12 protein-coding genes, 2 tRNA genes and 1 pseudogene are annotated in these 12,573 nt (G+C 61.8%); 8 read left to right on the top strand and 7 right to left on the bottom strand.

The genetic code is table 11. The features are described 5' to 3' along the window. Nucleotides 1–3 precede the first annotated feature (3 nt). Together sugE and rdgC are read right to left on the bottom strand one after the other, a co-directional pair. Complete coding sequence (gene sugE, locus J5X93_RS19825; protein ID WP_043215559.1) at nt 4–321, bottom strand: quaternary ammonium compound efflux SMR transporter SugE; 318 nt, start codon at nt 319–321, stop codon at nt 4–6. A 230-nt stretch (nt 322–551) separates the two neighbouring features. After that, nucleotides 552–1,472 (bottom strand): recombination-associated protein RdgC, encoded by a 921-nt coding sequence (rdgC, locus tag J5X93_RS19820; RefSeq protein ID WP_043215562.1) that lies wholly within the window; start codon nt 1,470–1,472, stop codon nt 552–554. 206 nt (nt 1,473–1,678) lie between these two features. Between rdgC and J5X93_RS19815 the strand changes: the two genes are divergently transcribed. Both J5X93_RS19815 and J5X93_RS19810 read left to right on the top strand, forming a co-directional pair. Then, a tRNA-Val gene (locus J5X93_RS19815) sits at nt 1,679–1,754 on the top strand. 16 nt (nt 1,755–1,770) lie between these two features. Continuing rightward, nucleotides 1,771–1,847, top strand: a tRNA-Asp gene (locus tag J5X93_RS19810). Nucleotides 1,848–1,997: 150 nt separating this feature from the next. Here the strand turns inward: J5X93_RS19810 and map are convergent. Beyond that, nucleotides 1,998–2,789: a type I methionyl aminopeptidase gene (gene map, locus J5X93_RS19805; protein WP_043206668.1), complete on the bottom strand. Its 792-nt coding sequence runs from the start codon at nt 2,787–2,789 to the stop codon at nt 1,998–2,000. 129 nt (nt 2,790–2,918) lie between these two features. On the opposite strand from map, the gene pcaQ reads away from it, so the two are divergent. From pcaQ to J5X93_RS19780, 5 genes are all read left to right on the top strand, one after another. After that, on the top strand, nt 2,919–3,851 hold the full coding sequence (pcaQ, locus tag J5X93_RS19800) for a pca operon transcription factor PcaQ (protein WP_090344020.1): 933 nt from the start codon (nt 2,919–2,921) through the stop codon (nt 3,849–3,851). Nucleotides 3,852–4,056: 205 nt separating this feature from the next. Next, nucleotides 4,057–4,803, top strand: a complete 747-nt coding sequence (bamJ, locus tag J5X93_RS19795) for a BamJ family beta-barrel-assembly machinery protein (RefSeq protein ID WP_043206667.1) — start codon at nt 4,057–4,059, stop codon at nt 4,801–4,803. A gap of 265 nt (nt 4,804–5,068) precedes the next feature. Beyond that, nucleotides 5,069–5,509: a YkvA family protein gene (locus tag J5X93_RS19790; RefSeq protein ID WP_043206666.1), complete on the top strand. Its 441-nt coding sequence runs from the start codon at nt 5,069–5,071 to the stop codon at nt 5,507–5,509. 150 nt (nt 5,510–5,659) lie between these two features. Further along, a complete protein-coding gene (locus tag J5X93_RS19785) occupies nt 5,660–5,995 on the top strand; it encodes a helix-turn-helix domain-containing protein (protein ID WP_043206665.1) in 336 nt (111 codons plus the stop codon). Beyond that, nucleotides 5,992–6,360, top strand: coding sequence for a hypothetical protein (locus J5X93_RS19780; protein ID WP_043206664.1), 369 nt, complete (start codon nt 5,992–5,994; stop codon nt 6,358–6,360). Before J5X93_RS19785 ends, J5X93_RS19780 begins: the two co-directional genes overlap by 4 nt. A gap of 28 nt (nt 6,361–6,388) precedes the next feature. Here J5X93_RS19780 and J5X93_RS19775 read toward each other — a convergent pair. Together J5X93_RS19775 and J5X93_RS19770 are read right to left on the bottom strand one after the other, a co-directional pair. After that, nucleotides 6,389–7,543: pseudogene (locus tag J5X93_RS19775) on the bottom strand (EAL domain-containing protein); the annotation flags it as partial. A 111-nt stretch (nt 7,544–7,654) separates the two neighbouring features. Continuing rightward, on the bottom strand, nt 7,655–9,736 hold the full coding sequence (locus J5X93_RS19770) for a carboxy terminal-processing peptidase (RefSeq protein ID WP_167358065.1): 2,082 nt from the start codon (nt 9,734–9,736) through the stop codon (nt 7,655–7,657). 142 nt (nt 9,737–9,878) lie between these two features. Here J5X93_RS19770 and J5X93_RS19765 point away from each other — a divergent pair, with 142 nt between their 5' ends. Further along, nucleotides 9,879–10,841, top strand: coding sequence for an NAD(P)H-quinone oxidoreductase (locus tag J5X93_RS19765; protein WP_043206662.1), 963 nt, complete (start codon nt 9,879–9,881; stop codon nt 10,839–10,841). Between the two features lie 77 nt (nt 10,842–10,918). Here J5X93_RS19765 and J5X93_RS19760 read toward each other — a convergent pair whose 3' ends face one another. Both J5X93_RS19760 and J5X93_RS19755 read right to left on the bottom strand, forming a co-directional pair. Beyond that, complete coding sequence (locus tag J5X93_RS19760) at nt 10,919–11,572, bottom strand: HAD family hydrolase (protein ID WP_043206661.1); 654 nt, start codon at nt 11,570–11,572, stop codon at nt 10,919–10,921. A gap of 11 nt (nt 11,573–11,583) precedes the next feature. Then, nucleotides 11,584–12,573 (bottom strand): ABC transporter ATP-binding protein, encoded by a 990-nt coding sequence (locus tag J5X93_RS19755; protein ID WP_043206660.1) that lies wholly within the window; start codon nt 12,571–12,573, stop codon nt 11,584–11,586.

The raw sequence follows: 12,573 nt of genomic DNA, 5'->3' as shown, positions 1-12,573 counted from the left end.
AGGTCAGCTAGTGCTGACCTTCAGGCCGATCAGGCCAGCGATGATCAGTGCAACACTGATTAGGCGCATGATCGCCATGGATTCGCCGAACAGGATGATGCCAGCGATGACGGTGCCGACGGCGCCGACGCCGGTCCATACGGCATACGCCGTGCCCAGCGGCAGCTCCTTCATGGCCAGACCCAGCAGGCCCAAGCTCACGGCCATGGCGGCAACAGTCAGTGCGGTGGGGAGTGGACGGGTGAAACCGTCGGTGTACTTCAGGCCTACGGCCCAGCCGACTTCGAACAGGCCAGCGAAGAACAGGATGATCCAGGACATGGTGGGTCTCCATCGTTGTTAAGGATGGGGCCGTCCCCCTGAATGATCACGCAGAGCGTCGTGAGGTCGTCCTCACAGTGCGCACTATACTGCCCATTTCCAGAAAACAGGGCAAGTCCGACGGACTCACGGTGTCGCAGCTTCAAGCTCCAAGCCTTAAGTGAAGCAGCACGGTGCTGGCCGCACCGCGCTGTCGCTTTTGACTTTCTTCTTGCAGCTTGTGACCGCTCTTAGACCCCCTGCGGGATCTCCTCGCCACCCAGGGCTTCGAACAGCGCCGGCAGGAACTCGGTGAAGGTCATCATCATCAGGGTGAAGCTGGCATCGAACTGTTGCTGAGCTTCTTCCCCTCCATCCTGCTCGGCTTGCTCTTGCAGCAACTCCTCGAATTTCAGGCGCTTGATCACGGTCTTGTCGTCGAGCACGAACGACAGCTTGTCCTGCCAGGCCAAGGCCAACTGGGTGACTACCTTGCCGGTGCCCAGATGGAGCTGGATCTCTTCGCTGGCCAGATCCTGACGCTTGCAACGAACGATGCCGCCGTCCTCGTGGGTATCGCGCAGCTCGCACTCGTCCAGGACGAAGAAGTCTGGTGCAGGTGCTTGAGACTTGACCCAGTCGGTCATGGTCGCGCTCGGGGCGATCTTCACGGTGACCGGACGCACCGGCAGCGAACCCATGACTTCACGCAGGGTCGACAGCAGGTCTTCAGCGCGCTTGGCGCTGGCCGAATTGACCAGGATCAGGCCTAGGCGCGGGGCGATGGCGGCGAAGATCATCGAACGGCGGATGAAGGCACGGGGCAGGAACGATTGGATGATGTCGTCCTTGATCTGGTCGCGCTCCTTCTTGTAGACCTTGCGCATCTGTTCGGTCTCGATCTCCTCGATCTTTTCCTTGACCGCATCGTTGACCACGCTGCTTGGCAGGATGCGCTCTTCCTTGCGCGCGGCGATCAGCAGGAAGTCACCGCTGACGTGCACCAGAGGAGCATCCTCGCCCTTGCCGAATGGGGCGACGAAACCGTAGGTGGTCAGCTCCTGGCTGGCACAAGGGCGGGCCGGCTTGCTGGCCAAGGCGGCCTCCAGCGCCTCGGGTTCGAACGGGATGTCCTGGGTCAGGCGGTAGGTCAGCAGGTTCTTGAACCACATGAGGGGGAATCTCTCCTTAATGCATAAGGCGGGCATTATTCTCCGAGGGGCGGTCACAGGCCAACCCTGTCAGAGGGCCACCAGACACTTATTCATAAGGAAAAGCCTGGTTGTGCTAGGTCTTTGAAAGATCTGAAAAATTTTTTTAAAAAAGTGCTTGCCAGGGTGGCAGGTCCTCCGTAGAATGCGCGCCACACCGAGACGTTGGGTGATTAGCTCAGCCGGGAGAGCATCTGCCTTACAAGCAGAGGGTCGGCGGTTCGATCCCGTCATCACCCACCACTTCTCGATGTTTAGCGCAGCGGTAGTTCAGTCGGTTAGAATACCGGCCTGTCACGCCGGGGGTCGCGGGTTCGAGTCCCGTCCGCTGCGCCATATTCCAGCTTCCAGGGCCCACTGAACACCCGGAAGCCACAAAAAAAGCGACCTTAGGGTCGCTTTTTTTGTTTCTGCTCTTCTCATCCAGGCTTCGCGAGCGTTGGCGCTCGGCATCGTGATTGGGGCGCCCCTTACGCCCCTTCCCGGTCAAGCCATCGCGGTTGCCCAGGCCTTTTCTTCCTCGCGCAGCGTCAGCACTTCCACGCCAGTCTCTGTCACGGCCACGGTATGTTCCCACTGGGCCGACAGCGAATGATCGCGGGTAATCACGGTCCAGCCATCGCGCAATGTACGCGTACCACGCCCACCCTGGTTGATCATCGGTTCGATGGTAAAGACCATGCCAGGCTTGAGTTTCATGCCCATGCCCGGCTGGCCGAAGTGCAGCACTTCAGGGCCTTCGTGCATTTGCTGGCCGATACCATGGCCGCAGTACTCCCGGACCACGCTGTAGCCTGCCGCCTCGGCATGAACCTGGATGGCATGGCCAATATCGCCGAGGGTTGCGCCGGGGCGTACCTGGGCGATACCTTTCCAGAGCGCCGCATAGGTGGTATCCACCAGGCGCCGGGCGTCATCGCTGACCTGGCCGAGACAGTACATTTTCGATGAGTCGGCAATATAGCCGCCCTGTTCCAGGGTGATGTCGACGTTGATGATCGACCCCACCCTAAGCACCTCATCGGCCTTTGGCATGCCATGGCACACCACATGGTCCACGGAGGTGTTCAGCGCATAGGGAAAGCCGTACTGCCCCTTGCTCGCCGGCCGCGCTTTGAGCGTCTGGACGATGAAGGCCTCGGCGCGGTCGTTGATCTGCAGGGTGGTCACGCCAGGGCGAATGAAGCTGTCCAGGTCAGCGAACACCTGGGCCAGCAGTTGACCTGCCCGGCGCATGAGGTCGAGTTGGGCCGGGGTCTTGAAGATCACTTGGGACATGGGCAGGGCTAGGATCACAATGGCAAAGAGTCGCCAGAATAGCCCTGCGGACGATACATGCGCCACCGCTTGCCAGGGAGGGCGAACAGGTGCTTGAAGCGCGAGGCCCGAAGCTGCAAGCTGCCGGGCATGAACCTCGATACCCGCATCAAGTACCGCCATCTGTTGTGTTTTCTGGAGATTGCCCGCCAGGGTAGCCTGGCCAGGGCTGCCGATGTATTGGCGATCAGCCAGCCGGCGATATCCAAGACGTTGCGCGAGCTCGAAGAGCTGCTCGAAACCCGCCTGTTCGAGCGCACCCGGCAAGGCGTCGAACTGACCGCAGCTGGCACCTTGTTCATGCGTTACGCCGGGCCCAGCGTCCACGCTCTACGCGAAGGCGTGGGAAGTGTGCGCGGCGAGGCGCGGGCGCCGTCGCAGGTGCGCATCGGTGTGTTATCGACGGTCGAGAGCCTGCTCATGCCGGAGGTGCTTTGCCGGCTACACCAGCGGCATTCGGCATTGGTGATCGAAGTGGTGACTGGTGCCAGTGCTCAGCTGCTTGGGCAGTTGCGTCTGGGTGAGCTGGAGCTGGTCGTAGGGCGTATGACCGACAGCCCCCAGATTCAGGGGTTGTCCTTCGAACATTTATACAGCGAGTCGATGAGTTTGGTGGTACGGCCCGGCCATCCTTTGCTGGCGCGCCACCCCGTCGAACGCGCGCGGGTTGGCGACTACCCGCTGGTCCTGCCGCCCCAGGGCACGACCATCCGCCAGCACGCCGACAGCTTGTTCGTGCAGTGCGCGATCCAGATGCCAGCCCAGCGCCTGGAGACCTTGTCCTTGGCCTTGAGCCGTCGTTACCTGCTCGGCAGCGATGCGGTCTGGGTGGCGCCGCGTGACGCGGTCTTGATCGACCTGGGGCGTGGCGAGCTGGTCGAGCTCGATCTCGGTGTACGCGAGCCTGGTGGTTCGGTGGGTATCTGTCGTAATGCCGCGTTGCCCCAGGGTGTGCCTGGACAATGGGTATGCGAGGTGATGCGTGAAGTCGCAGGGCAGTACCGGGATGGCCTGTATCCGTGAGCGTGCAGGCCTTTGGCCATGCCGGAGGTGCACGGGCAGCTCGAATCTGACGTACGTAGGGACAATGACACCTTCAATTGATCGGAAATATCCGTGAACTTATCGGACATTCCCTGCTCTCATGCCGGTAGCCATTGGTCACGGCCGCCTGCTAAGCTCGCGGCTTTACCTGATTGCCCTTATGGCGCATGAACAAGGAACTAGCATGAAACAGCATCGTTTGGCGGCTGCGGTTGCCCTGGTTGGCCTGGTCCTGGCGGGCTGCGACGCTCAGACCAGCAGCGTCGAGCTGAAGACTCCGGCACAGAAAGCCTCCTACGGTATCGGCCTGAACATGGGCAAGAGTCTGGCTCAGGAAGGCATGGAAGACCTTGATTCCAAAGCAGTAGCTCTCGGTATCGAGGATGCGGTTGCCAAGAAAGAGCAACGCATCAAGGACGAAGAGTTGGTCGAGGCGTTCACCGCGCTGCAGAAGCGCGCCGAAGAACGCCTGGCCAAGGCCAGCGAGGAAGCGGCTAGCGCCGGCAAGAAATTCCTCGAAGAAAACGCCAAGAAGCCAGGCGTGGTCACCACTGCGTCGGGCCTGCAGTATGAAGTGGTCAAGAAAGCCGACGGCCCGCAGCCCAAGCCTACCGACGTGGTGACTGTCCACTATGAAGGCAAGCTGATCGATGGCAAGGTCTTCGACAGCTCCGTCGAGCGCGGCAGCCCGATCGACCTGCCTGTCAGCGGTGTGATCCCAGGCTGGGTAGAAGGCCTGCAACTGATGCACGTCGGCGAGAAGTACAAGTTGTACATCCCGGCTGACTTGGCTTACGGCGCCCAGAGCCCGAGCCCGTTGATCCCGGCCAACTCGGTCCTGGTGTTCGACCTGGAACTGATCGGTATCAAGGATCCGTCCAAGGCAGAAGGCGAGGCCGAGGCTCCGGAAGCTGAAGCACCTGCCAAGTAATCGCGCTGTTCACAACGCCCCGTCTCGACGGGGCGTTGTCGTTTCTGGGGTTTGACGAAGGCGAACCTCGGCGCGGCTGTACGGTCGTAGCAGGAGTAGGGCAGCCCCGTAGCAAAACGTTTGCGGTTATGAAACGACTGTGTAAAAAACGCCCGATCTGAGCGAGACCCTTGCCCAGTGGGCGCCTCGCGTCGGAAACTGCACCCTGTTCACAAGGTTATCCACAATAAATGTGGATAACCTTCCCTGCCGATATGGAGGCCTCATGAGCGCACCCTGGAATTTTGCCCGCTTCCTGCCCTTGGCGGAGCGTCTGCTCAGCCGTGGCCGTCTGCCAGCCCTGTTGTTCGCCGTCGCGCGCAAGGGGCCGAAGCTGGGCCAATTGCGTGAGGATGTGCGTCTGCTGCAGGCCCTGTGCCTGGCGTGGTGGCGTGGTGAGTACCGGGCCATCAGCCCCAAGGCGCTGGTCACGGTGGTGGCTGGCCTGCTGTATTTCGTAAGCCCGCTGGACGCCATTCCCGATTGGCTGGTGGGCGTTGGTTTTCTCGATGACATCGCCGTGCTCGGCTGGGTGCTCAAGACCGTGGCCGATGAGTTGAACCGCTTCAAGGCCTGGCGCGACAGCCAGGCGCCCGAGCGGCTGAGGGTGGTGGAACGGCTGCCGGATTCCCCTGAAAGCCTGCGCCTGGAGCGTCGCGCCCCCTGAGGATGGCACCGGATTCCTTGCCTGAACCTATTTCGTCATGCAAAACGCTGATCTGCCCGACCTGCACAGACGCCCGCGCTTGGACATATAATTGGCATAAGGATTATGCCTACGGATTACATGCTGTAATCCTACGTAAAGGGGGTTGTAATGGGTATTCAGGTCATCAGCCGGGACGGTCAACCCGAGTACGCCGTAGTTCCCTGGGAGCAATATCAGGCGTTGCTCAAGGCGGCCGGGCAGGCGCCTGCCAGCGTTGAACCAAAAGCCACTGTGGCTGCCCAGGCGCCGAGCCTGGCATCGTTGAGCGATTTGACGCGATTGCGTGAGGCCAAGGGGCTGGCGCCGGAACAACTGGCACGCAATGTCGGTATCAGCCCGGCCTATCTGGGCATGATCGAGTCCGGCGAGCGCCAACCAGACGCTGCGATCCTGCGCAGCCTGGCCTGGCATCTGGGTATCGCGGGCTGGAGCGAGCCATCATGAGCCAGGTCAGGATCAGCCGACAGCATTGGGAGAGCCTGCTGGGCGAACTGGATGTGGCCCGGCGTCAACGTCACCTGCTCACGTACCGTGCCTTGATCGAACGCCTGCAGCTTCCCAGCCCGGCCATGCAGACCTTGACCGCTGCTCTGGAGTACCTCGCTGTCCTCGATGCCCGTGCCGATCAGCCATTGCGCAGCTCGTTGGTGATCAGCCAAGGTGCTAGCCGCCTACCGCGTACCGGCTTTTTCGAGTGTGTCGAGCGCCTGGGGCGTTTCTCCGGGCCAGTCGATGGTCTGGAAGCGGCGTCTTGGCATGCCTCCGAAGTGGTACGGGTGTTCGAGTACAGCTATCCGGAACACGCCTGACGCAGCAGCACGTTCAGGCTGCGGTCTGTTCGGTGATCAACCTCAGCAGGTCCAGTACGCGTCCTATGCCCTGATAACGGCCGTTGTGGGTGATGACGAAGTCCTCATCGAGGCGTTGGCGAACCCGGCTGGTGATCAGGCGGCTGGCCTGGCGTAGTGAGTGCAGACGCTCCATGGCCAGAAACTCTACGCTCATCAGTTGCGTAACCGCCTTGCCCGGAGTGATCAACAAGTCCTGGCGATGGATAAGGCCGCAGGGTCTGCCATGATCATCCAGCACAGCCAGGGAATTGACCCCGGCGCAGGCCTTGAAGGCATCGAGCACCTCTTCAATCTCGCTATCAACCCTCACTGCCCGCTGCTCGATCAGCAACGCGCGCAAATCGTCAGGCCTGGCCCTGGCGGCAGGCGCCTCGCTGTCCTTCTGCAACAGCGGCTGGAAGTCTTCGCGTAGCGGATACTCCTGTGGGCGGCCGAGCAGATAGCCCTGAACCAGATCCACGCCCATTTCCCCAAGTACCGTCAGTTCTTCGGCCAGCTCGATGCCTTCGGCGATCACTTGGGCCTTTGAGGCGCGGGCGATCTGCAGGATGGAACCAACGAATTCGCGCTTGAGCGAGTCCAGGTGGATACCGTCGATGAAATGCCGATCGATCTTCACGTAGTCCGGGCGCAGCTCCGACCACAGCCGCAGGCTCGAATAGCCTGCGCCCAAATCGTCCAAGGCGATGGAGAAGCCCATGTCGCGGTAGTGGTGCAAAGCGTTGGACAACAACTGGAAATCGTCGGTCGGGGTGTGTTCGGTCAGCTCGATGACCACTCGGCTCGGCGGCAACCCGACTTGCTCCAATAGCTTGAGGGTGCGACCGGAGGGGTAGTTGGGTTCGAGCAGCGACTCGGGTGAGACGTTGAGAAACAGCTTGCCCTCCAGTGCCTGGTCGCAGAACCGCCGGCAGGCACTGTCGCGGCAGGCTTCTTCCAGTTCAGTGAGGCGACCGGCCTGATGGGCGATGGCGAACAGGTTCAGGGGCGCGTGCAACGGGCTGTTGGAGGGGCCGCGACTGAGTGCCTCGTAACCAAGGACGCGGCGTTCGGAAAGACAGATGATCGGCTGGAACAGGCTGTGGATGCTGCGTTGAGCCAGGATGGCGCTCAATGCGCTGAGCTGTTCGGTGACGGTCATGGACTGCTTCCTGAAAGAAAAAGGGCCGGGCGCTTGCGCGTCCGGCCCTTCTATTTCACGACAACCGAATGACTATTTGATGACAGGTCGCATTATTCTGCCATCACGCTCTCAGTGCTTGGCCACCTGCGAATTGAGGCTCAGGTAGTCGAGCAGGATGCGCCCTGTCTCGGACAGGTAGGCATCGTCTTCCGGCTTGGTGTCCTCGTCCTCGGTGGGCAAGGCGTCCTCGTCTTCCTTCTTGAGCTCTTTGAGTGGCTCTTCGCCCTTGGCTTTGCGACGGATGTTCTCCAGTGCCAGTTGCTTGGCTTCGATCTCGTCGTGGCGGGCGCGGCGCTCCTGCTCGTTGAGGCTGACGGTCTTTTCGTTCATCAGCTTCTGGGTCAGGGCCAGGCGATCGCGGATATAGGCGAACTCTGGATCCTTGGCGCTACGCGCATCGTGACGTGCCTTGAGCTCGGCCAGGAACGGCTTGAACGGGTCCACGGCCGGGCGCACGACAGGGCGGATGGTATCCCACGGCATGGCTTCGGGCAGGGCGCTTTCGCCGATTTCCTTGGTGTCGATGATCGACGGGTAGTCGATGTCCGGCAGCACTCCTTGGTGTTGAGTGCTCTGCCCGGAAACCCGGTAGAACTTGGCCAAAGTCAGTTTCAGCTCGCCATGATTGAGCGGCTGGATGGTCTGTACGGTGCCTTTGCCGAAGGTCTGGCCGCCGATGATCAAGGCGCGATGGTAGTCCTGCATGGCACCGGCGAAGATTTCCGAGGCCGACGCCGAGAGACGGTTGACCAGCAGGGCCAGCGGGCCTTTGTAGAAGGCGCCGGGATTTTCGTCCTCGAGCACGTCGACACGGCCGTCGCTGTTGCGCACCAGCACCGTCGGGCCTTTCTCGATGAACAGGCTGGTCAGCTCGGTGGCTTCCTGCAGGGAGCCGCCACCGTTGTTGCGAAGGTCGATGACCACACCGTCGACTTTTTCTTTCTGCAGCTCAGTGAGCAGCTTCTTCACGTCGCGGGTCGTGCTCTTGTAGTCCGGATCGCCTGCGCGATAGGCCTTGAAGTCCAGATAGAAGGCCGGAATCTCGATGATGCCCAGCTTGTACTCGCGCCCATCCTGCTTGAGTTTGAGCACCGACTTCTTGGCGGCCTGCTCCTCGAGCTTCACCGCCTCGCGGGTGATCGACACGATCTTGCTGGTCTGGTCGTTGGGCGCGTTGCTGGCCGGGATGATCTCCAGGCGCACCACCGAGCCTTTCGGGCCGCGGATCAGCTTGACCACTTCGTCAAGGCGCCAGCCGACCACGTCGACCATTTCCTTGTTGCCTTGGGCCACGCCGATGATCTTGTCGGCAGGTGCCACCTGCTTGGTCTTGGCTGCCGGGCCTGCTGGTACCAGGCGCACGATCTTGACCTGGTCGTTGTCGCTTTGCAGCACGGCGCCGATGCCTTCGAGCGACAGGCTCATGTTGATATCGAAGTTTTCGGCGTTATCTGGCGACAGGTAGTTGGTGTGCGGATCGTACGACTGGGCGAAGGTATTGATGTAGGCCTGGAAGATATCCTCGGCACGGGTCTGGTCCAGGCGCGAAAGTTGGTTCTTGTAGCGCTTGGTCAGGGTTTCCTGGATCTGCTTGGGATCTTTGCCTGCGATCTTCTGACGCAAGACTTCATCTTTGACGCGCTTGCGCCACAGGTCGTCGAGCTCGGCCTCGTTCTTCATCCACGGGGCATCCTTGCGGTCGACCAGCAAGGTTTCGCGGGTGGTGAAGTCCATTTTGTCGACGCCCTTGTCCAGCTCTGCGAGCGCGAAGTCCAGGCGCGATTTCACGCGGTCCAGGTAGCGCTTGTAGATGGTGAAGCCAGGCTCCAGGTTGCCGCTTTTGAGGAAGTCGTCGAACTGGGTCTTCCACTTGTCGAACTGGGCGATGTCGGCGGCGGTGAAGTAGCTGCGCGAAGGATCGAGCAGCTTGATGTAGCTGTCGTAGATGATGATCGAACGGGCGTCGTCCAGCGGCGGCTTGCTGTAGTGGTGGCGCTTGAGCAGCTCCACTACGTTGAGACTGGCGACGATCTCGTCGCGGTCAGGTTGCAGGCTGTCCCACTTGTTGGCGGCCGATGCATTGCCGCCGAGCGTGAGACTGCCGAGGCCGATCATGAGGGCGAGGGCTGTGCTGGGCAGGAAATGCTTCATGCTGATTCGACGTAAAGGCAATTGATCACGCATAGTAGGCCGTCTTTTCCGTTCGCCGGCTCCAGGAGAGCCGGACGCATACTGCAAAAAGCCCGGGACATGGCGATCCCGGGCTCAGTCATGACTCAACTATGGAGGCACTGTGAAGGCATTGCAAGGCGTTGACGGACATGTGGCCTGGGTAGAAGCCGAGCGCCCGGCCTGTGATGCGGGTCAGGTCCGGATCCGTGTGGCTGCAGCGGGACTCAACCGTGCCGACCTGCTCCAGCGCGCAGGCTTGTACCCGCCGCCCCCCGGTGCCAGCCCGTACCTTGGCCTGGAATGCGCGGGAGTGATCGCGGAGGTCGGCCCGGGCGCCGACTGGCGTGTTGGCGACCGGGTTTGCGCATTGCTCGCAGGTGGGGGCATGGCCGAAGAAGTGGTGGTCGATGCCCGCCATGTCCTGCCGGTCCCAGAAGGCCTGAGCCTGCACGAGGCGGCGGCGATCCCCGAGGTGTATGCCACGGCATGGCTGAACCTGTTCCAGCTGGCAGGCCTGCGGGCCGGTGAAAAGGTCTTGGTGCATGCCGGGGCCAGCGGAGTGGGCTCGGCGGCGATCCAGCTGTGCAAGGCGTTCGGCAACCCCGTGTGGGTCAGTGTCGGCTCGCAGGATCGTCTGGCCTACTGCCAGGCGCTGGGGGCGGCCGGTGGCGTGGTGCGCAACGAGAATCTGGAAACACTGGAAGGTTTCGGCCCGTTCGATGCGATCCTCGATCCGGTGGGGGCCAGCTACGGGCCACTCAACCTCAAGCTACTGGCCCGGGACGGGCGTTGGGTGATCATCGGCCTGATGGGCGGGCGCAAGGCCGAGCTGGACCTGGCGCAACTGCTGGCCAAACGGGTGCAAGTCACAGGCTCCACGCTGCGCAACCGTGACGATACCTTCAAGGCTGAACTGTTGCGAGACCTGGGCCAGCAGGTGTGGCCGCTGTTCAGCGAAGGTCGGCTTTCACCGCAACTGGTGGACACCTACCCGGTGGCCTTTGCCGAGGCGGCATTTGCGGAGCTGGCGAGCAACCAGGTGTCGGGCAAGCTGGTGCTGGTGATCGATCCTGCCTTGGTGTAAGCCGGGCTGGCCTGTTCGCAGGTAAGCCGCTCCCACTGGTGTTGTGGGAGCGTTTTTACCCGCGAACAGGCTGAAAATCAGCTCCAGCTCAGGATCGGCCACCCATTGATCTGCGCATGCTCACGCAACACCGGGTCCGGGTTGACCACATGCGGGTAGTCGACTTTCAGCAGCAGCGGCAGGTCATTGCGCGAGTCCGAATAGAAGCTGGCGCCTTCGAGGTTCTCCTGCTCTTGGTCCAGCCACTCCAGCAGGCGGGTGATCTTGCCTTCACGGTAGGTCAGCACCCCGTGGGTCTTGCCGGTGTACACGCCATTCACCGCTTCCAGCTCGATGGCCAGGTATTCGTCCACGCCCAGACGCGCCGCGATCGGTCCCACCAGGTGAGTTCCCGAGGCGGAGATGATCAAGATGCGGTCGCCACGCTTGCGGTGTTCGGCGATGCAGCGGCAGGCGTCGCCAAAGATGATCGGTTCGATCACGTCTTCGACCCAGGGCTCGATCAGGTGTTCGACCTCCTCGAGGGTACGTCCTGCTATCGGCTCCAGGCTGAAGGCCATGTACTCCTCCATCTGCAGGTGGCCTTTGCCATAGGCTTCCATCAATTCCTGGTCGCGTCGCAGGAATTCCTTGCCGTCGACCCAGCCCAACTGAGCCATCTGCTTGCTCCACAGCGAGGCGCAGTCACCGTGGATCAGGGTTTCGTCCAGATCGAATATTGCCAATGCCATTGTTGTTCTCCTTAGGCCACTTCTCGTAGCGCCGTGGGGTCGATCGACAGGGACACCCGCTGGCCATCGGCATGCAGGTCGGCCGATGAGCGGTTGAGTACGTCCACCACCAGTTCCACGCCACGCACCTGCACCCGGTAGCGGATGACGTTGCCCAGCAGGCTGTGGCTGCGAACCTGGCCTTCGAGCTCGCCGTCCAGGTGCAGGCTGATGGCTTCCGGGCGGATCGCCAGGCGGGCGGCCACCGGGCGTTGCAACAGGCGGCTGGCGGCGTCCGGGTCGAGCAGGTTGTAGTTGCCGATGAAACCTGCGGCGAACAGGTCCACGGGTGCTGTATAGAGGGTTTCGGCATCGCCGCTCTGGACAATGCGTCCTTGGTTCATCAGGAAGATTCGATCGGACATCGTCAGCGCTTCTTCCTGGTCGTGGGTGACGAAAATGGTGGTCAGCCCCAGCTCGCGCTGGATCGCGCGGATCTGCTCGCGCAGGTGCTTGCGGATACGCGCGTCCAGGGCCGACAGTGGTTCGTCGAGCAACAGCAGACGAGGGCGGGTCACCAGCGATCGGGCCAGGGCCACGCGCTGGCATTGACCACCGGAGAGCTGGTGCGGATAGCGCCCGGCAAAACTGCCCAGCTCCACCAGCTCCAAAGCCTCGAGAACCCGGGCCTTGCTCTCGTCGGCCTTGGTCTTCTGCATGCGCAGGCCGAAGGCGACATTCTGCTCCACGGTCATGTTGGGGAACAGCGCGTAGCTCTGGAAGACCATGCCGATGCCGCGCTTCTGCGGGCTGACGGGCACCAGGTCTTGGCCATCGAGCAGGATCCGGCCACTGTCCACGGGGGTGAGGCCGGCGATGCAACGCAGCAGGGTCGACTTGCCGCAGCCGGATGGACCCAGCAGTGTGACGAACTCGCCGCGTTCGATCTGACAGTCGATGTCGTGGAACACCGGGCTGCCGGCATAGCTTTTGTGCAGTTTCTGTACGCTGACGAAGCTCAT

The sequence above is a fragment of the Pseudomonas sp. BYT-1 genome (genome assembly GCF_023611805.1).
GTDB classification, from domain to species: Bacteria; Pseudomonadota; Gammaproteobacteria; order Pseudomonadales; family Pseudomonadaceae; genus Aquipseudomonas; species Aquipseudomonas guariconensis.
The sequence above is the reverse complement of the archived record's forward strand: the minus strand, read 5'-3'. Positions and strand labels throughout refer to the sequence as shown.